Consider the following 18,326-nt stretch of genomic DNA (forward strand, 5'->3'; position numbering starts at 1 on the left):
TCGGAGCCGTGCATGGCGACCCTGGTCCTCTCCACCATCGGCAATGCCATCGGTTCGGCCATCGGTGGCCCCATCGGCGGGGCGATCGGGCAGGCGGCCGGGTCGGCGCTCGGCGGCGCGTTGTCGGGCTCCGGCCGCAAGACGCGTTTCGTCGAGGGGCCACGCCTGTCCGACGTCGCGGGGCTGACCTCCACCGAGGGCGACCCGATCCCGCGCGTCTACGGCCGCGCGCGGATCGGCGGGTGCCTGATCTGGGCGACGCGGCCCCTGGAGGTCCCCAACACAACGGTGGAGCGCGCGGCCTCGCCATCGAAGGGGTCGAGCGGGCCGCGCACGGTGCGCACCACGTACGCCTATTACGCCAACGTCGCGGTGGGGCTGTGCGAGGGTGAGATCGCCTATGTCCGCCGGATCTGGGCGGACGGGACCGAGATCGACCGCACGCGCCTCACGCTGCGCGTCCACACCGGCGCGGCGGATCAGGCGCCCGATCCGCTGATCGTCGCCAAGGAGGGCGCGGAGAACGCGCCCGCCTATCGCGGCCTCGCCTACGTGGTGTTCGAGGCCCTGCCGCTCGCCGATTACGGCAACCGCGTCCCGCAATTTACCTTCGAGGTGGTGCGGCCGGTCAACGGCCTGTGCCCGTTGATCCGCGCCGTCGATCTCATCCCCGGCGCGGGGGAATTCGTCCTCGATCCCGCCGCCGTCACCGTCGATCTCGGCTGCGGGCGCACGCAGGCCGCCAACCGCCATCAGCAGACACATGCCAGCGACGTGCTCGCCTCCCTCGACGCGCTCCAGGCGCTCTGCCCCAACCTGCGCCGGGTCGCGGTCGTGGTGGCGTGGTTCGGGGACGACCTGCGCGCCGGCCGCTGCCGCATCGCACCGAAGGTCGAGACCGCGCCCAAGACGACGACGGGCGACGTGTGGAGCGTCGCCGGCCTGTCGCGCGAGGCGGTGGGCACCGTCTCGCGTCTGCCGGACGGCACCACCCCCGCCTATGGCGGAACGCCGTCCGATGCCGGGCTCGGGCGGCTCGTCGCGGAACTCTCCGCGCGAGGGCTCGACGTGGTGCTCTACCCCTTCGTGATGATGGACGTGCCGCCCGGCAACACCCTGCCGGATCCGCGCAACCCCGATGCCCGCCAGCCGCCCTATCCCTGGCGCGGGCGCATCACCTGCGATCCCGCCCCCGGTGTGAGTGGAAGTCCGGATGGCACGAAGGCCGCCGAGGCGCAGGTCGCGGCCTTCTTCGCCAACGGCTACCGCACCCTCGTCCTGCACTACGCCGACCTCGCCGCCGGGTGGATCGGCGCGGGCGCGCGGATCGCGGGCTTCCTGATCGGCAGCGAACTCCTCGGGCTGACGCGGGTGCGGGGCGCCTCCGGCTACCCGGGCGTCGCCGCCCTGCGCGACCTCGCCGCCGAGGTGCGGCGCCGGCTCGGGGCCGGCGTGCCCCTCGTCTACGCCGCCGACTGGACGGAATACGGCGCCCATGTCCGCGACGGCGGGGCGACGATCCGCTTCCCCCTCGACGACCTGTTCGCGGATGCCAACATCGCGGCGGTCGGCATCGACTGGTATCCGCCCTTCACCGACTGGCGCGACGGGCCGGGTCATGCCGACCTCGCGCTGGCGGGCGATATCCACGACCGCGCCTATCTCAAGGCGGCCGGCGCCTCGGGCGAGGCGTTCGACTGGTACTACCCGGACGCGACGGCCCGCGCCGCGCAGGACCGCCGCCCGATCACCGACGGCGCCTCCGGCAAGCCGTGGATCTACCGGCCGAAGGATCTCGTCGGCTGGTGGTCGAACCGCCATGTCGAGCGCGACAACGGCGTCGAGACCCGCGCTACCGCCTGGGTGCCGGGGGGCAAGCCGATCTGGCTCACGGAGGTGGGCGTGCCGGCGGTCGACAAGGGCACGAACGGCCCCAACGTCTTCCCCGATCCGAAATCCATCGAGAACGCCGTCCCGCCCTTCTCGCGCGGCGTGCGCGACGACCTGATCCAGCTCCGCGGCCTGGAGGCGGTGCTCACACGGTTCGACCCCGCCGCGCCGGGCTTCTCGGCCTCGGACAACCCGATCTCGCCGGTCTATGGCGGGCGGATGGTCGATCCGGCCCGCGTGTTCGTCTGGTGCTGGGACGCGCGCCCCTTCCCGGTCTTCTCCGACATGACCGCGACCTGGGCGGACGCGCCGCAATGGGGCCTCGGCCACTGGATCACCGGCCGGATCGAGGGCTGCGACCTCGACCTCCTGATCGCGCGCATCCTCGCCGAGTTCGGGTTCGACGCGCCCGTCACGGTGGAGGCCTCCGCCTTCTGCGACGGCTACGCCATCGACCGGCCGCTCACCGCGCGCGGCGCCCTCGAACCCCTGGCGCAGGTCTACGGCCTCGACGTCAGCGCCACAGGCGGCACCCTGCGCCTGCGTGGCCCCCGGCGGGACGGACCCCTCGCCCTCGCGGAGGCCGATCTCGTCCGGACCTCGGAGGAGGCGACGATCCTGCGCCGCGTCCGCGCCGAGGAGAGCACGCTTCCCCTCAGCGTCGGCATCGCGATCACCGACGCGGAGAGCCTCGATTACCGCCGGGCCGACGCCGCCGCGAGCCGGCCCGTCGGCGGCCGACGCGGCCAGACAAAGCTCGACACCGCCCTCGTCACCCGGCGGGAGCTGGGCGATTCCCTCGCGGAGGAGTGGCTCGACCGGCTGATCGCCGCCCGCGACAGCGCGGTTCTGACGCTGAGCCCGAGGCGGCAGGAGGTGGAGCCCGGCGATGTCCTCGCCCTGCCGGGGGACGGGACGATCATGCGCGTCGAGCGCATCGACGACAGCCCGGCCGGGCGGCGGATCGAGGCGAGCCGGGTGCCGCCCCGCGCCGGCCCGTCCCGCGCCCTGGCGCGACGCCGCGCGGCATCCCTGCCGGTGGCGTCCCCCGCGCCGGGGGCACCGTTCGCCGTCGCGTTGGACCTGCCGGTCGATCGGGGGAGCCCGACCGCTCTGCAATACCTCGCCGTCGCCGCCGAGCCCTGGCCGGGTTCGATGGTCGTCTGGCGCGCGGAGGGCGAGGGCGCCTTCGCCGTCCAGGGCAGTGTCGATTTCCCCGCCTGCCTCGGGCGCCTCCTCGCGCCCCTGCCGCCGGGGCCGCTCTGGCGCCTCGACCGGAGCACGCGCCTGCCGGTGATGCTGCGGCGGGCGGGGGCGCTCGCGTCGGTGCCGCTGCCCGCGATGCTGGCGGGCGGCAACCTCTTCGCCGTCGTGGCGCCGGACGGGACGGTGGAGATCCTGTCCGCCGCCGGGGCCGAGGCGACCGGCGCCGACACGTTCCGGCTGACGAGCCTGCTGCGCGGCCTCGCGGGCAGCGAGGCGGCGGCGGGCAGGGGCGCGCCGACGGGAAGCCTCATCGTGCGCCTCGACGACGGCGCGGCGATCCCCCTTGTGGACCGGCTCGACGAGGCGGGCCGCGCCTTCCGCTACCGGATCGGCGCGGCGGGGCTCGATCCGGCCGATCCGGCCATGGCCTCGCTCTCGGCGACGGCCGGGCTCGCGGCCTTGCGGCCCCTGCGGCCGGTGCAGCTTCGGGCCCGGCGGGTCGGCGGCGATGTCCGCCTCACCTGGATCCGCCGGGCGCGGCGCTCGGCCGATGCCTGGGAGCCGGCCGACATCCCCCTGGACGAGGCCGCCGAGAGCTACGCGGTCACGCTCTATGCCAACGGCGCGGCGATCCGCTCACTCACGGCGACCGGCCCCGCCCTGGTCTATCCAGCCGCCGCCGAGACCGCCGATTTCGGCGGCCCGCAGCGCGCCCTCGACGCCGCGGTGGCCCAGGCCGGGGCCTCCGCCGGCCTCGGACCCGCGACCCGCGCCCTCATTCCCATCCGCACCGCCTGATCCCGGAGGAACCCGGCATGTCCGACGTCACGCCCCGTCTCGGCCTTCCGCTCATCGCGGCGGGGCAGGCGCAGAAGCACGTCACCCACAACGAGGCGCTCACCCTGCTTGATGGCCTCGTGCAGCTCGCCTGCCTGGACAAGGATCTCTCGGCCCCGCCCGCGAGCCCCGCGGAGGGCGACCGCTACCTCGTCACCGCCGCTTCCCCGACCGGCGCCTGGGCCGGCCTCTCGGGGCAGGTGGTCCGCTTCACGGACGGGGTCTGGGTTGGCGCCGTGCCCTCGGTCGGCTGGCTCGCCTACCTGGCCGACGAGAAGCTCATCTACGCTTTCGACGGGAGCAGCTGGGCGGTGCTGTCGACCGTCGCCACGGCTCCGACGAACGTGGCCCGGTTCGGGGTGAACACGCAGCCCGATGCCACGAACCGGCTCGCGGTAAAGGCCGACGCCGCCCTGTTCTCCTGGGACGACGCCACGCCCGGCTTGGGCGACATGCGGATCACCGTGAACAAGAAGGCGGCGACCAGGGATGCGGGCTTCGTCTTCCAGACGGGCTTTTCCACCCGCGGCCTGTTCGGCACCCTCGGCAGCGACGATGTCGTGCTCAAGACTTCGGCGGACGGGCAGACCTTCCGCACGGCGCTCACGGCGAAGGTGGCCACGGGCGTGGTGGCCTTCGACGCGAGCCCCACCGCGCCGACCCCCTCGCTGGGCGACAATTCCACGAAGCTCGCGACGACGGCCTATGTCGATGCGGGCGCGGCGGCCTCGACGGCGCGGACGCAGGTGTCGGACGCCGCCTTCACGATCCGCGCGGGCGACCGCACCGTCGCGGTCATCCAGCTCACGGCGCCGCGCACGCTCACCCTGCCGGCGGCCTCGGCCTATCCGCGGGGCACGGTCCTCACCGTGATGGACGAGAGCGGCGCCTGTTCGCCCGCTCGCGCCGTCACCGTCGCCGCGCAGGGCAGCGACACGATCAACGGGCTGTCCGCCGCCGCCCTGGTGACACCCTATGGAAGCCTCGCGCTGCAGAGCAACGGCTTCAACAAATGGACCCTGGCCAGCCAGTCTCCGGCGCGCGTCGATCGCACCTTCGTGGACGTCATGGCCGTGCAGGCCGGGCAGGCCATCGGCGGCAGCTTCACCCGCATCCAGTTGCCACGGGTGAACAGCGATGCCGGCGGCAACTGGAGCACGACCGACAACTGGTACACGTGCCCCCGCAAGGGCATCTACCAGATCAACGCCACCGTGCGGCCGCGCGACGGAGCGGCGGCGGGTACGCAATACGGCGTCGGCGTCTACACCTCCGAGGTGGATGGGTCTTGGTTCCTGTGGCACGCCATGGGGGCTTCGCCGTCCACGCGCTCGACCTACCCCTACAGCCGGCTGAGCCAGCAGAACGCCGGCGACCGGCTGCGGATCTACAGCTACTCGGACCAGGGCATCACCCTGGACACGATCGGCCTACAGATCTGCCTCGTCGCGGACGTGGCCTGACCCATGGCGCGGACTTCCACTCCCGGCGCCTCCGCCGATCCCTTCGCGGCGCGCTGCGCCCGCCTCGGCCCGGCGCTGATGCGCGCCCTCGCGCTGACGGATGTCCAGGCCGCCGGCCTCCTCGGCAACCTCGGCCACGAGACCGGCGGCTTCCGCCACCTCCAGGAAATCGCCCCCCTCACACCCGGCTCGCGCGGCGGCTGGGGCATCGCGCAATGGACCGGCCCACGCCGGGTCGCGATGGAGGCATGGTGCCGGGAGCGGGGGCTCGATCCCGCCTCGGACGCCGCGAACGACGGCTACCTCGTCGCCGAGCTGCGCGGGCCGGAGGCCGCCGCCCTCGAAGCCCTGCGCCGCTGCCGAACCCTGGACTCGGCGACCGACACCGTCTGCCGCCTGTTCGAACGCCCCGCCATCCCCGCCCGGGCGCGCCGCCTCGCCTTCGCGCGCAAGGCCCTCGCGGTGCTTCGTCCCGACACCCTTTCCCACCCGCAAGGAGGTTCGCATGACACGCATCCCGCTCACCCTCGCCCTGGTCTGCGCCGCCGGTCCCGCCCTCGCGGACGCGTCGGGCACCGTCGCCGTTCCCTGGGGTGACTGGCTCACCTCGGCGCTGTCCGCCGCCTCCTCGGCCCTCGTCCCCGTCGCGGCGGCGGCGGTCACGGCCGGCATCGCCCGCACCGCCCCCTGGGCCAGCTCGATCCTCACCCGCGAGCGGGTCGAGGCGGCGATCCGCGCAGGCGTCGATTACGGCCAGAACGCCGTGGCCGGGGCGGTGCGCGGCCGCAGCGTCAGCGTCGCCGTCGCTCCGGCGGTGGTGGCGGCCGGCACACGGCACGTCCTCGCCACCGCTCCGTCCCGCGTCGTGCGCGGTGCGGGCGGGGCGGAGGGCGTTGCGGCGCGGATCTTCGGCGCGCTGCCCCTCGACGCGCAGGGCAGCGCCGAGACGGTCCTCGAACCGGCGCTGCGCCTCCTGAAGGCCGATCCGCCCCGCCGGGGCTGAGCACGGGCCGGGGGATCGGCCATCGGTCGGAGGAGATGCGATGACGGCCCGTTCCCCCGACCCACCGGAGGTCCCGGCGCACTGGCACGCATGGGCCGCGCGCCAGAGCGAGCAGAGGCTCGCCCTGCTCGACGAGATCGTCGACGAGCGCATCGAGCGGCGGGCGCTGCGCGCCGTCCTGCGCCGCCTGAAACACGCCATCGTCGCCGCCTTCCTCGGCGCGGCGGCGGTGGCGCACTGGTTCTCGGACCAGGCGGCCTGGATCGCCGAGCGGCTGCCGGCGCTCCGGCTGCTCTGGCACCTCGTGACGGGAGGGCATTGATGCAGGATAGGGCCGACCGCTTCCTCACCCGCCTCTGGCTCGCCGTCGCGGCGCCCCTGGTCCTGGCGGTGAGCCTCCATCTCGGAGCCGTGTTCGGCGCGGGGCTTCGTCCCCAGCCGGCGATGGAACCGGCGGCGAGCTCGACCGTCATGGTCTGCGGCCGACGATTCACCCATGAGAAGTTCTGCCTCCTCCCTGTCGAGAACTGAGACCCGCCGGGCAATCCCTGGTATTCAGGGCGCATTCAGTGCCTGGAGCACAAAGCTCGGCCCAATGCGCCACGCCATCGCCCTTGCTGCCATCTGCCTGACCGTCGCGGCCTTCGTCGCGGGCGGGATCGGCTCCATGGCCGAGGACGCTCCGGCGACGCAGACCGCCCAGGCCGCCCTGTCGCCGGCCCCCCGGGTCGAGACCTGCCTCTCCCCCGCCGACATGCGCGAGGAGGTGGGCGAGCGCCGGGTGATCGAGCCCATCGCCGCCATCCGCGCCGCGCGCACGGTGATCCCGCGCGCCGAGATCCAGCGGGCCAGCCTCTGCCGGCACGAGGATGGGCTCGTGTACATGCTGACGGCCTTGCGCCGGGACGGACATTTCGTGCACGTCATCGTGGACGCGCGTACCGGCAAGGTCGCGGGTCAGTACTGACGGGGTGCCGCCCGCCCCAAGGGACCCCAAGGGAGATGTGACGTGCGTCTGCTCGTCGTCGAGGATGACAAGGACATCAACCGGCAGGTCGTGGCCGCGCTGGAAGAGGCGGGCTACGTCGCCGACAAGGCGTATGACGGCGAGGAGGGCGGCTATCTCGGCGAGAGCGAGCCCTACGACGCCATCATCCTCGACATGGGCCTGCCTAAGGCGGACGGCGTCACCGTGCTGCAGAAGTGGCGCCGGGCCGGGGTGAAGACGCCCGTCATCATCCTCACCGCCCGCGACCGCTGGTCGGACAAGGTCGACGGCTTCGATGCCGGCGCCGACGACTACGTCACCAAGCCCTTCCACATGGAGGAGCTGATGGCCCGCGTGCGCGCCCTGCTGCGCCGCGCCGCCGGCCACGCCTCCAGCCAGATCACCTGCGGGCCCGTGACCCTCGACACCCGTTCCGGCAAGGTCTTCGTGGACGGCGCCCAGGTGAAGCTGACGAGCCACGAATACCGGCTGCTCTCCTACCTGATGCACCATACCGGCCGGGTCGTCTCCCGCGCCGAGCTGACCGAGCATCTCTACGACCAGGATTTCGACCGCGACTCGAACACGATCGAGGTCTTCGTCGGGCGCCTGCGCAAGAAGCTGGCGGTGGATCTCATCCAGACCGTGCGCGGTCTCGGCTACCTCGTGGACCCGAACCAGCCGGCGGCGCGGGTGTGAGGCGTTAGAGCTTTCACCGAATGCTTGCATCGTTCTTTGCGGGCAGCCACCATCGCGCGTGACGACGCTTGAGGGTGGCTCGCGGAGCGGTGATTACTTCGAAACATGCATACTACTACGCGTTGAAGACTGCCTCCAGGGAGGCGGTGGCGCGCAGTATGACGGCGAAGATCGGCGCGAGCCCGGGGGGCAGCGCCTGGGCCGGCGTGACCTTCGCCTCGATCGACGTGGCAGCGACCGACCATGCCAGGCTCGAATGGCCCCGATACTATTCCGAACGGACGCATCTGGGCTTCAGGGAGAGCTGGGAATCGCTCTGCCGGAGATTCCAGCCGATCCCGTCGTATTTCGATCTCGCGATTTGGCAGCGGATCGAGGGCAGGGATGTCCTGCAGGGTCTGGCGCTCGGAAAGCCGTCCGATGGAAAGACCCACCTGACCGTCAATTGGGTCGAGCGGTCCTTCGCGCCGACATACCTCGCCGGGGGCATCCTCCTGCCGATCCTGGCCTGCGCGGAAGAATACGCCAAGCTCCTCGGGTGTCGTCGGGTCCTCGTCAAGAACCCCGTTGACCCTTCAAAATACCAGCGATACGGCTATCGTTCGTACGCGTTACGCCGCGTCCGCGCGGCCTACCTGTGCAAGGAATTGTGACATGGCCAATCGAGACATGTCCAACCCCGACATGGCCACCAATGCGCCGAAGCCTGAGGCGACCATCGCCGTGCGCGACGAGATGACGGCCGCCCTCGATGCGGGCTTCGCCCATGCCGCGGCGTTCTATGCGGCCGGTCGCGACACGCTGATCGACCGCATCGCGCAGGACGAGTGGGCCGTGTGGGACGGCCGCGACGAGATGGCCCTGGTCACCGATCCTGATGGGGTCGATCTGACCGATGAGATGGTCCGCGATCTTGCGGCATAGGCCGTGACGGCACCCCTCGCGCGTCGGCCCCGCCACGGCGGGGCTTTTTGTTGCGGGCAGCCACGCCGGGACTAGCATGCGCCGCCTCATCGACCTCCTGGCCCTGCGGCGGCGCTCCATCGCCGTGCGCCTTGCCGTCTCGGCTTTCCTGTCGAGTTCGGCGATCCTGCTGATCGCGGCCTGGATCCTCACGACCCTCTACCGCGAGAACACCGAGCGCGCCTTCGACAGCCGGCTCCTCGTCTTCACGAACAACCTCGCCACCGACCTCGTCACCCCGAACGATCCCGAGAGCCGCACCTTCTCGCTGGGCGATCCGCGCTTCGATCTGCCCCTGTCCGGCTGGTATTGGCAGGTCGGCAAGCCCGATGCGAAGCCGCGCGACATCCGCACTTCGCGCTCCCTCGTCGGCGTGGCGCTGCCGCCGGCCACCGACGCGGACGGCAAGGTCGGCGTCGGGCAGATCCGCCAGGGCTACGGCAAGGGGCAGGATGGGCGGCTCCTGCGCATCATGGAGCGCGACGTCGATCTCGGCGACGAGGGCCGCTACACGGTGCGCGTGGCCGGGCCGGCGGACGAGATCGTCAACGACGTCGATCGCTTCCGCAACGCCCTGTACATGACCTTCGCGCTCCTCGGGGCGTCGCTGGCCTTGACCACGCTGCTGCAGATCCGCTTCGGCCTCGCGCCCTTGAAGAAGATGCGCGCGGCGCTCGGCGCCGTCCGCCAGGGCGAGGCCGACCGCATCACCGGGACTTATCCCCGCGACATCGCGCCGCTGACTGGCGAGGTGAACCTGCTCATCGAGACCAACCGGGAAATCCTGGAGCGCGCCCGCACCCAGGTCGGCAACCTCGCCCACGCCCTGAAGACGCCGCTCTCGATCATCGTCAACGAGGTGGGCTCGTCCGACGCCCCGGAGGACCTCGCCCTGAAGATCCGCGAGCAGGCGGCGGTGATGCGCGATCAGGTGAACTATCACCTCGACCGGGCGCGGGCGGCGGCGCTGGCGGGCACGCTGGGCACCTCCACGGAGATCGAGCCGGCGCTGGCCGGCCTCGTACGCACCTTCGGCAAGATCTACCGCGACAAGGACATCGCCTACGAGGTCCACGTGCCGCCGGGCGTCCGCTTCCGGGGCGAGCGGCAGGACTTCGAGGAGATGGTCGGCAACCTTGTCGACAACGCCTCGAAATGGGCCCACGGCCGGGTGGCGATCCGGGCCGAGGTGACGGCGCGGGACGGCTATCCCCTCCTCGTCGTCGCGATCGAGGATGACGGCCCCGGCCTGCCGCCGGAGGCACGGCAGGCGGTGCTCGGGCGCGGGCGGCGCCTCGACGAATCGAAGCCCGGCTCGGGGCTCGGCCTCTCCATCGTGGCCGACCTCGCCGCCCTCTATCGCGGGCGCTTCAGCCTCGATCAGGCGGCGCTGGGCGGGTTGCGCGCGGTGCTCGAGGTGCCGGGCGACGCGCCGGCCGGGGTGGCGGCCCATTGAGCGTGCGGCCAAGGTAAGGGTTGTCACCGGACACGAGTTGAGTGACACCGTGCCGCTCGTCCGAGGCATGACGTCGGGTCGGAGCCGCCTCCATATGAAGACCGGACCGGTCCGGTTCGCACGCGGGATCTGATGACGGCGATCTGGTTCATCCTGGCGGGCATGACAGCCCTGGCCGTGTTCAGCCTGCTCTGGCCGATGTCGCGGCGCGTGGCCGATACGCGCGGCGAGGAGCCGGACGCCCTCGTCGCCACCGAGACGGCCTTCTACGAGGATCAGCTCGCCGAGATCTCCCGCGACGTCGAGCGCGGGCTCATGGCGCCGGACGAGGCCGAGGCCGCCCGCGCCGAGGCCGCCCGCCGCCTGCTGCGCGCGAGCCGCGAGGCCGGCAAGGCCGAGGATGCGCCGACGCTCGCCGAGCCGCGCCTGCGCCGCCGCCGGGCGGCCTCCGCCTTCGCCCTCTCCACCATCCCCCTCGTCGCGCTCATCGCCTACGGGCTCTACGGCTCGCCGGAATTGCCCGCGCAGACCGAGGCCGACCGAACGGCGGCGCGCGGCGGCACCGACGAACTCGCCAAGGCGGTGGCCCAGATCGAGGCGCGGCTGTCGCGCGATCCCGACGACGCGCGCGGCTGGCAGGTCCTGGCGCCGGTCTACATGCGCACCGGCCGCTTCGACGACGCGGCCCGTGCGTACGGGCAACTGGCCCGGCTCAAGGGCGATTCGCCTGACATCCTGGCCGATTGGGGCGAGGCCCTGACGGCGGCGGGAGACGGCACCGTCTCCCCCGAGGCCAAGGGCCTGTTCGAGCGGGCGCTCGCCAAGGATCCGAAGGCCGCCAAGGCCCGCTTCTACGTCGCCCGCGCCGCCGAGCAGGCCGGCGACACCGGCGAGGCCATCCGCCAGCTCACCACCCTCGAAGGTATGAGCGCCCCCGATGCCCCCTGGCTCGGGGTCGTCCGCTCGACGCTGGCCCGGCTGAAGGGCGAGCCCGCCCCGCCGCCCGTCGCGCCCGCTGGGCCGCCCACCATCCCCGCCGAGCAGCAGGCCGCCATTCGCGGCATGGTCGATGGGCTCGACGCGCGGCTGAAGACCGGCACCGGCACCCCGGACGAATGGGTGCGGCTCATCCGCTCGCGCACCGTGCTCGGTGAACGCGATCAGGCGATGGCGGCGCTGGCCCGCGCCCGCACGGCGCTCGCCGCCAACCCTCAGGGCCTCTCGCAGGTCGAGGCGGCGGCCGGCGAGCTCGGCCTGGCCCAGGGTCAGGGCAAACCCGCCGCCCCCTCGCCGGAGGCGCGGGCCGACACCGAGGCCGCGATGGCGGCGGTGCGGGCGATGCCCCCGGCCGAGCGGGACGCGGCGGTGCGCGGCATGGTCGAGGCCCTGGACCGGCGCCTCGCGGCCAAGGGCGGCAGCGCGGACGAGTGGATGCGCCTCGTGCGCTCCTACAGCGTGATGGGCGAGCGGGATCAGGCGTTGAAGGCGCTCGACCGCGCCCGGATGGCGATGGCCGCCAACGCCGAGGCGGTGGCGCGGATCGACGGCCTCGCCCGAGACCTCGACCTCACGACCCCTGTCGCCAAAGGTCGCCCCTGAGGGCCGGACGGCCTTCCGCCCTTGACCGGGAGGCCGCCGCGTCCGACACCCCTAGGTCATAATTGGGGGAACGATCCGTCGTGACGCGCAAGAAGCGCCGCCTGATCCTGATCGCCGCCTGCGGCAGCGTGCTCGCGCTGGCCGTGGGGCTGATCCTGTTCGCGATGAGCGGCTCCATCGTCTTCTTCAAGTCGCCCTCGGAGATCGAGGCGCAGGCGATCCCCGCCGGCACGCGGCTGCGGCTCGGCGGCCTCGTGCAGGACGGTTCGCTCAAGCGCGGCCCGGACCAGACCATCGACTTCGCCGTGACCGACCACGGCGCCACCATCGCCGTGCAGTACAAGGGCCTGCTGCCGGACCTCTTCCGGGAGGGCCAGGGCGTGGTGGCCGAGGGCGTGCTGGAGCCGGGTAACCGCTTCCGTGCCGATACCGTGCTCGCCAAGCACGACGAATCCTACATGCCCCGCGAAGTCGCGGACGCCCTCAAGAAGCAGGGCCGGTGGCAAGAGGGTGGCCCGCAGGGCCAGGCTCCCGCTCCCTCGGCCTCGGCCGGCGGCACCCTTGGGCCGCGCAGCGAACGGTGAGGCGCAGTTGATCGTCGAGACCGGACATTTCGCCCTCGCCCTGGCGCTCGCGCTCTCGCTCGTCCAGATGGCCATGCCGATCTGGGCAGCGCGCTCGGGCGACCCGACCCTGCGGCAGGCCACCTTCCAGGCGGCGCTCGGCGCCTTCGCCTGCGTGCTGTTCGCCTTCGCGGCCCTCACCTGGGCGCATGTCACGTCGGACTTCTCGGTCCAGAACGTGGTCGAGAACTCGCACACGCAGAAGCCGCTGATCTACAAGATCTCCGGCGTGTGGGGGAACCACGAGGGCTCGATGCTCCTCTGGGTGCTCATCCTCACCCTGTTCGGCGCCTGCGTCGCCGCCGCGCGCAATTCCGTGCCGCCGAAGCTCAGGGCGAACACGCTGGGCGTGCAGGGGCTCATCACCTTCGTCTTCCTGCTGTTCATCATCACGACCTCGAACCCGTTCACCCGCGTGGTGCCGGCGCCGTTCGAGGGCCGCGACCTGAACCCGCTGCTGCAGGATCCCGGCCTCGCGATCCACCCGCCGCTCCTCTACCTCGGCTATGTCGGCTTCTCGATCACCTTCGCCTTCGCCGCCGCCGCGCTGATCGAGGGGCGGATCGACGCCGTCTGGGCGCGGGCCGTGCGGCCCTGGACCCTCTCCGCGTGGTGCTTCCTCACGCTCGGCATCGCGATGGGCTCCTACTGGGCCTATTACGAGCTCGGCTGGGGCGGCTGGTGGTTCTGGGATCCGGTGGAGAACGCCTCCCTGATGCCGTGGATCGCTGGTACGGCGCTGCTCCATTCCACCGTGGTGATGGAGAAGCGCGATGCCCTGAAGGTCTGGACGGTGCTGCTCGCCATCCTCACCTTCTCGCTCTCCCTCGTCGGCACCTTCATCGTCCGTTCGGGCGTGCTGACCTCGGTGCATTCCTTCGCCACCGATCCGACGCGCGGCGTGTTCATCCTCGCCATCCTCGTCCTGTTCATCGGCGGGTCGCTCGCGCTGTTCGCGTGGCGGGCGCCGCTGCTGCGGCAGGGCGGGTTGTTCGCGCCGATCTCCCGCGAGGGGTCGCTCGTCCTCAACAACCTGTTCCTCGTCGCGGCCTGCGCGACGGTGTTCACGGGTACCCTCTATCCGCTGCTTCTGGAGATGCTGACCGGCGACAAGATCACCGTCGGCCCGCCCTTCTTCAATTCCACCTTCGTGCCCCTGGCGATCCCGCTGCTGCTGATCGTGCCCTTCGGTCAGGCCCTGGCCTGGAAGCGCGGGGATCTGCACGCCGCGACGCAGCGCCTGTTCTTCGCCCTCGCCCTGGCGCTCGCCGCCGGGCTCGCGGTGCTGGCGTTCCATTCGGGCGGCCCCTGGATGGCGCCGGTCGGCATCGGGCTCGGCGCCTACCTCATCATCGGCTCCGTGCTGGAGATCGTCGGCCGCGCCCGGGGTTACGGCACGCGGCGGACCCGGGCCGCCGGCGAGATCGCCCGACGGGCCATCGGCCTGCCGCGCTCGGCCTGGGGCACGGCGCTGGCCCATGCCGGCGTCGGCGTGGTGGTGATCGGCATCGCCGCCCAGGGCTGGGCGAGCGAGGGGCTGGCGAGCCTCAATCCCGGAGGCACGCTCACGGTCGGCCCCTACGTGGCGACGCTGGATTCCGTCGCCCCGCGCCAGGGCCCGAACTACGAGGAGGCGGGCGCCTTCCTCACCGTGCGCAACCGCGAGGGCGATGAGATCGGCAAGGTCGAGACCGGCCGCCGCTTCTACCCGAGCCGCCAAATGACGGTGACGGAGTCCGGCCTGCTCACCATCGGCGCAAGCCAGGTCTATGCCAGCCTCGGCGAGGTCGGAAAGGACGGCGCCATCGGTCTGCGGCTCTACTACAAGCCGCTGGTGCTGCTGATCTGGATCGGCGCCGTCGTGATGGCCTTGGGCGGCGGCCTGTCCCTCACCGACCGCCGGATGCGCGTCGGCGCTCCGGCCAAGGCGAAGACCCGCGCCCTTCCCGCCAGCGCGGTTCCTGCGGAATGACCCACAGTATGTCGGATAGGCGAACCGCCATGGTTGGCCGCACCGTCATTGCGAGCGGAGCGAAGCAATCCAGCGGCGCCACGCTGGGCAAGGTCGCGCTGCCCTGGATTGCTTCGCTTCGCTCGCAAAGACGAAGTGCCCGGGGCGGTCTGGTTGCGATCATGCTCCTCGCCCCGCTCCCGGCGCTCGCCGTGCAGCCGGGCGAGGTGATGAAGGACCCCGCCCTGGAGCACCGGGCGCGGGAGATCTCCGAGGGGCTGCGCTGCCTCGTCTGCCAGAACCAGTCGATCGACGATTCCGACGCGCCGCTCGCCAAGGATCTTCGCCTGCTGGTGCGCGACCGCCTCGCGAAGGGCGACAGCAACCAGGCGGTGCGGGACTACATCGTCGCCCGCTACGGTGAGTTCGTGTTGCTGCGCCCGGTCTTCGCCCTCCACACCCTCATCCTGTGGCTGACGCCCGCGCTGGCGGTGGGGCTCGGCCTGTTCGGTCTGTGGCGCCTCTCGCGCCGCCGTCCCGCCCCGGAGCGCCGCCTTTCGCCCGCCGAGGAGGCGGAGGTCGCGGCGCTGATGAGACGGGAGTAGGCTCTCTCGCATCGGCCTGATTCGCCCCTCCGGACCGTTCGGCACGAGTCTTGGATCTCACGGCGGAACATCCGAAGCCGGAGGGGACGATGACCGTCGCGACGCTGACCATCTCCAGCCGCAACTATTCCTCCTGGTCTCTGCGGGGCTGGCTGATCTGCCGGATGGCGGGGCTCGACTTTTCCAGCGAAGTCCTCTCCGGTGACGACACGACCAGCCGGGCGGAGCTGCTGCATCTCTCGCCCTCCTTCCTCGTGCCCCGGCTGCGCCACGGCGACATCGTGGTGTGGGACACCCTCGCCATCGCCTCCTACCTGAACGAGACCTTTCCCGAGGCCGGGCTGCTGCCCCACGGGCGGGCCGAACGGGCGCATTGCCTCTCCATCGCGGGCGAGATGCATGCGGGCTTCGTGAACCTGCGCTCGGCCCTGCCGATGAACCTGAAGGCGTTCCACCCCGATTTCCGGCTGTTCAACGGCGCCAAGGCCGACATCGAGCGCATCGTCACGATCTTCGACGATTGCCTGGATCGCTACGAGGGTCCGTTCCTGTTCGGGAAGACGCCCTGCCTCGCGGATGCAATGTACGCCCCCGTCTGCACCCGCTTCCGCACCTACGATGTGAAGTTGCCGCCGGGTGCCGCCACCTACCGCGACACGATCCTCCATTGGCCGCTCATGATCGAGTGGGCCGAGACCGCCGCCCTGGAACCCGAGGAGATCGAGGAACTCGACATGGAGTTCTGACAGGGTGCATTTTTTTGCATGTCTCCTGCCGTGTTCAACAGCCGATCGCTGTGATCGACCGGCCCGGGACACCGGCAGAAACGCCCTGGAAAGGTTTCGTTGAGAGGGACGCTCTCTGGTGCGGCGCACAAATCGGTCGCCCGCAAGGTAACAGTTCGACAGACGTCCTTTGTCAGGCAACCGGACAGCGCGATTGAAGCGCACCTGCAATTCTGTTCCACTTCGATCTTAGAACAGGAACAGACTGGGCAGGAAACCTATGCCGCGTCACGAGCCCTGGAGCCACGAGCGGGCCTCGGGCATCATCGCCGAGCACAGCCATCTCGAAGGCGCCACGCTGCCGATCCTGCACGCACTGCAGGAGACGTTCGGCTACGTGGATCACGGCGCGATCCCTCTGATCGCCGATGCCCTGAACATGTCGAACGCCGAGGTGTTCGGCTGCGTCAGCTTCTACCATGACTTCCGCAAGGCGCCGGCTGCCGGCCGCCACGAGGTGAAGCTCTGCCGCGCCGAGGCCTGTCAGGCGATGGGGTCGGACTCCCTGCACCGCGAGATCCTCGGCCGCCTCGGCTGCGATTGGCACGGCACCGCCACCGACGGCTCCGCCACGGTGGAGCCGGTCTACTGCCTCGGCCTCTGCGCCAACGGCCCGGCGGCCCTGGTCGATGGCGAGCCCGTCGCGCATCTCACCGCCGACGCCCTGGAAGCCGCCCTGACGGAGGTACGCCAGTGAGCGTCACGCTTTACGTCCCCCGCGATGCCGTGGCCCTCGGCCTCGGCGCCAACAAGGTCGCCCGCGCGCTGTTCGCGGGCGCCGAGCGGCGCGGCCTGGACGTCGCCATCGTCCGCACGGGCTCGCGCGGCCTGTTCTGGCTGGAGCCGATGGTCGAGGTGGCCACGCCCGAGGGTCGCGTCGCCTACGGGCCGGTGACCCTGAAGGACGTGGATGCCCTCCTCGATGGTGGTCTCCTGACCGGCGGCGAGCACGCCCTGCGCCTGGGCGACCCGGAAAAAATCCCGTTCCTCGCCAAGCAGCAGCGCCTGACCTTCCACCGCTGCGGCGTCATCGATCCGGTCTCCGTCGAGGATTACCGGGCCCATGGCGGCTATCGCGGCCTTGAGGCGGCGCTGAAGCTCGATGCCGAGGGCATCGTGACGGCGGTGCGCGAGTCGGGCCTGCGCGGGCGCGGCGGCGCCGGCTTCCCGGCGGGCATCAAGTGGAACACGGTGATGCTGGCCAAGGCGGACCAGAAATACGTGGTCTGCAATGCCGACGAGGGCGATTCCGGCACCTTCGCCGACCGGATGATGATGGAGGGCGATCCCTTCAACCTTATCGAGGGCATGACCATCGCCGCCGTCGCCACGGGCGCAACACGGGGCTACATCTACCTGCGCTCCGAGTATCCGCAGGCCTTCGAGACCCTGAAGGAGGCCATCGCCAACGGCGTGAAGGCGGGGGTGCTCGGCGAGAACATCCTCGGTTCGGGCAAGGCATTCCATCTGGAAGTCCGCCTCGGGGCCGGCGCCTATATCTGCGGCGAGGAGACCTCGCTGCTGGAGAGCCTGGAGGGCAAGCGCGGCATCGTGCGGGCCAAGCCCCCGATCCCGGCGCTCAAGGGCTTCCTCGGCAAGCCGACGCTGGTCAACAACGTGATGACCTTCACGGCCGTGCCGTGGATCCTCGAGAACGGCGCCAAGGCCTATGCCGATTACGGCATGGGCCGCTCGCTCGGCACCCTGCCGATCCAGCTCGCCGGCAACATCAAGCATGGCGGCCTGATCGAACTGGCCTTCGGCATCACCCTGCGCGAGGTGATCCAGGAGTATGGCGGCGGCACCCGCTCGGGCCGTCCGGTCCGGGCCGTGCAGGTCGGCGGGCCGCTCGGGGCCTATTTCCCCGATCACCTCCTCGACACGCCCCTCGATTACGAGGCGATGGCGGCCAAGAAGGGCCTCGTCGGCCATGGCGGCATCGTCGTGTTCGACGACACCGTCGACATGGCCTCCCAGGCCCGCTTCGCCTTCGAGTTCTGCGCCACCGAATCCTGCGGCAAGTGCACCCCCTGCCGCATCGGCGCGACGCGCGGCGTCGAGACGATGGACAAGGTGATCGCCGGCATCCGGCCCGAGGCGAATCTCAAGCTGGTCGAGGACCTCTGCGAGGTCATGACCGACGGCTCGCTTTGCGCCATGGGCGGCCTGACGCCGATGCCCGTGATGAGCGCCATCACCCACTTCCCCGAGGATTTTCGCCGCGCGGGCTCGCTGCCTGCGGCGGCTGAGTGAGGAGG

18 protein-coding genes are annotated in these 18,326 nt (G+C 71.4%); all 18 read left to right on the top strand.

Translation table 11 applies throughout. The features are described from left to right. Nucleotides 1–12: 12 nt before the first annotated feature. Nucleotides 13–3,894, top strand: a complete 3,882-nt coding sequence (locus ACS5Q7_RS19065) for a baseplate multidomain protein megatron (RefSeq protein ID WP_478340851.1) — start codon at nt 13–15, stop codon at nt 3,892–3,894. A 17-nt stretch (nt 3,895–3,911) separates the two neighbouring features. After that, nucleotides 3,912–5,396 (top strand): DUF2793 domain-containing protein, encoded by a 1,485-nt coding sequence (locus ACS5Q7_RS19070; protein WP_478340852.1) that lies wholly within the window; start codon nt 3,912–3,914, stop codon nt 5,394–5,396. A gap of 3 nt (nt 5,397–5,399) precedes the next feature. Next, on the top strand, nt 5,400–5,993 hold the full coding sequence (locus tag ACS5Q7_RS19075) for a phage tail tip lysozyme (RefSeq protein ID WP_478340853.1): 594 nt from the start codon (nt 5,400–5,402) through the stop codon (nt 5,991–5,993). Further along, nucleotides 5,902–6,399 (top strand): hypothetical protein, encoded by a 498-nt coding sequence (locus ACS5Q7_RS19080; protein WP_478340854.1) that lies wholly within the window; start codon nt 5,902–5,904, stop codon nt 6,397–6,399. Before ACS5Q7_RS19075 ends, ACS5Q7_RS19080 begins: the two co-directional genes overlap by 92 nt. Nucleotides 6,400–6,439: 40 nt before the next feature. Beyond that, nucleotides 6,440–6,721 (top strand): hypothetical protein, encoded by a 282-nt coding sequence (locus ACS5Q7_RS19085; RefSeq protein WP_478340855.1) that lies wholly within the window; start codon nt 6,440–6,442, stop codon nt 6,719–6,721. Then, the gene (locus ACS5Q7_RS19090; RefSeq protein WP_478340856.1) at nt 6,721–6,930 is read left to right on the top strand and encodes a hypothetical protein; all 210 of its coding nucleotides are present in this window, start codon (nt 6,721–6,723) and stop codon (nt 6,928–6,930) included. The genes ACS5Q7_RS19085 and ACS5Q7_RS19090 overlap by 1 nt, the downstream gene beginning before the upstream one ends. Before the next feature lie 64 nt (nt 6,931–6,994). Beyond that, a complete protein-coding gene (locus ACS5Q7_RS19095; protein WP_463847643.1) occupies nt 6,995–7,366 on the top strand; it encodes a PepSY domain-containing protein in 372 nt (123 codons plus the stop codon). 42 nt (nt 7,367–7,408) lie between these two features. Beyond that, nucleotides 7,409–8,086, top strand: a complete 678-nt coding sequence (locus ACS5Q7_RS19100; RefSeq protein ID WP_478340857.1) for a response regulator transcription factor — start codon at nt 7,409–7,411, stop codon at nt 8,084–8,086. Between the two features lie 74 nt (nt 8,087–8,160). Beyond that, on the top strand, nt 8,161–8,739 hold the full coding sequence (locus ACS5Q7_RS19105) for a hypothetical protein (RefSeq protein ID WP_478340858.1): 579 nt from the start codon (nt 8,161–8,163) through the stop codon (nt 8,737–8,739). A gap of 1 nt (nt 8,740) precedes the next feature. Further along, nucleotides 8,741–9,010 (top strand): hypothetical protein, encoded by a 270-nt coding sequence (locus ACS5Q7_RS19110; RefSeq protein ID WP_478340859.1) that lies wholly within the window; start codon nt 8,741–8,743, stop codon nt 9,008–9,010. Between the two features lie 76 nt (nt 9,011–9,086). Next, nucleotides 9,087–10,505 (top strand): ATP-binding protein, encoded by a 1,419-nt coding sequence (locus ACS5Q7_RS19115; protein ID WP_478340860.1) that lies wholly within the window; start codon nt 9,087–9,089, stop codon nt 10,503–10,505. A 132-nt stretch (nt 10,506–10,637) separates the two neighbouring features. Then, on the top strand, nt 10,638–12,104 hold the full coding sequence (ccmI, locus tag ACS5Q7_RS19120) for a c-type cytochrome biogenesis protein CcmI (RefSeq protein WP_478340861.1): 1,467 nt from the start codon (nt 10,638–10,640) through the stop codon (nt 12,102–12,104). An 80-nt stretch (nt 12,105–12,184) separates the two neighbouring features. Next, a complete protein-coding gene (ccmE, locus tag ACS5Q7_RS19125; RefSeq protein WP_478340862.1) occupies nt 12,185–12,688 on the top strand; it encodes a cytochrome c maturation protein CcmE in 504 nt (167 codons plus the stop codon). 7 nt (nt 12,689–12,695) lie between these two features. After that, nucleotides 12,696–14,699 carry a heme lyase CcmF/NrfE family subunit gene (locus ACS5Q7_RS19130; RefSeq protein ID WP_478341129.1) on the top strand — a complete coding sequence of 668 codons (2,004 nt, stop codon included), beginning with the start codon at nt 12,696–12,698 and terminating at the stop codon, nt 14,697–14,699. Nucleotides 14,700–14,860: 161 nt separating this feature from the next. Then, the gene (locus ACS5Q7_RS19135; RefSeq protein ID WP_478341130.1) at nt 14,861–15,283 is read left to right on the top strand and encodes a cytochrome c-type biogenesis protein; all 423 of its coding nucleotides are present in this window, start codon (nt 14,861–14,863) and stop codon (nt 15,281–15,283) included. 89 nt (nt 15,284–15,372) lie between these two features. Next, nucleotides 15,373–16,029: a glutathione S-transferase family protein gene (locus tag ACS5Q7_RS19140; protein ID WP_478340863.1), complete on the top strand. Its 657-nt coding sequence runs from the start codon at nt 15,373–15,375 to the stop codon at nt 16,027–16,029. Between the two features lie 259 nt (nt 16,030–16,288). Further along, nucleotides 16,289–16,765 carry a formate dehydrogenase subunit gamma gene (locus ACS5Q7_RS19145; RefSeq protein WP_463847652.1) on the top strand — a complete coding sequence of 159 codons (477 nt, stop codon included), beginning with the start codon at nt 16,289–16,291 and terminating at the stop codon, nt 16,763–16,765. Continuing rightward, nucleotides 16,762–18,321: a formate dehydrogenase beta subunit gene (locus tag ACS5Q7_RS19150; RefSeq protein WP_478340864.1), complete on the top strand. Its 1,560-nt coding sequence runs from the start codon at nt 16,762–16,764 to the stop codon at nt 18,319–18,321. Before ACS5Q7_RS19145 ends, ACS5Q7_RS19150 begins: the two co-directional genes overlap by 4 nt. Nucleotides 18,322–18,326: the final 5 nt, after the last annotated feature.

The sequence above is a fragment of the Methylobacterium sp. Gmos3 genome, from assembly GCF_056430985.1.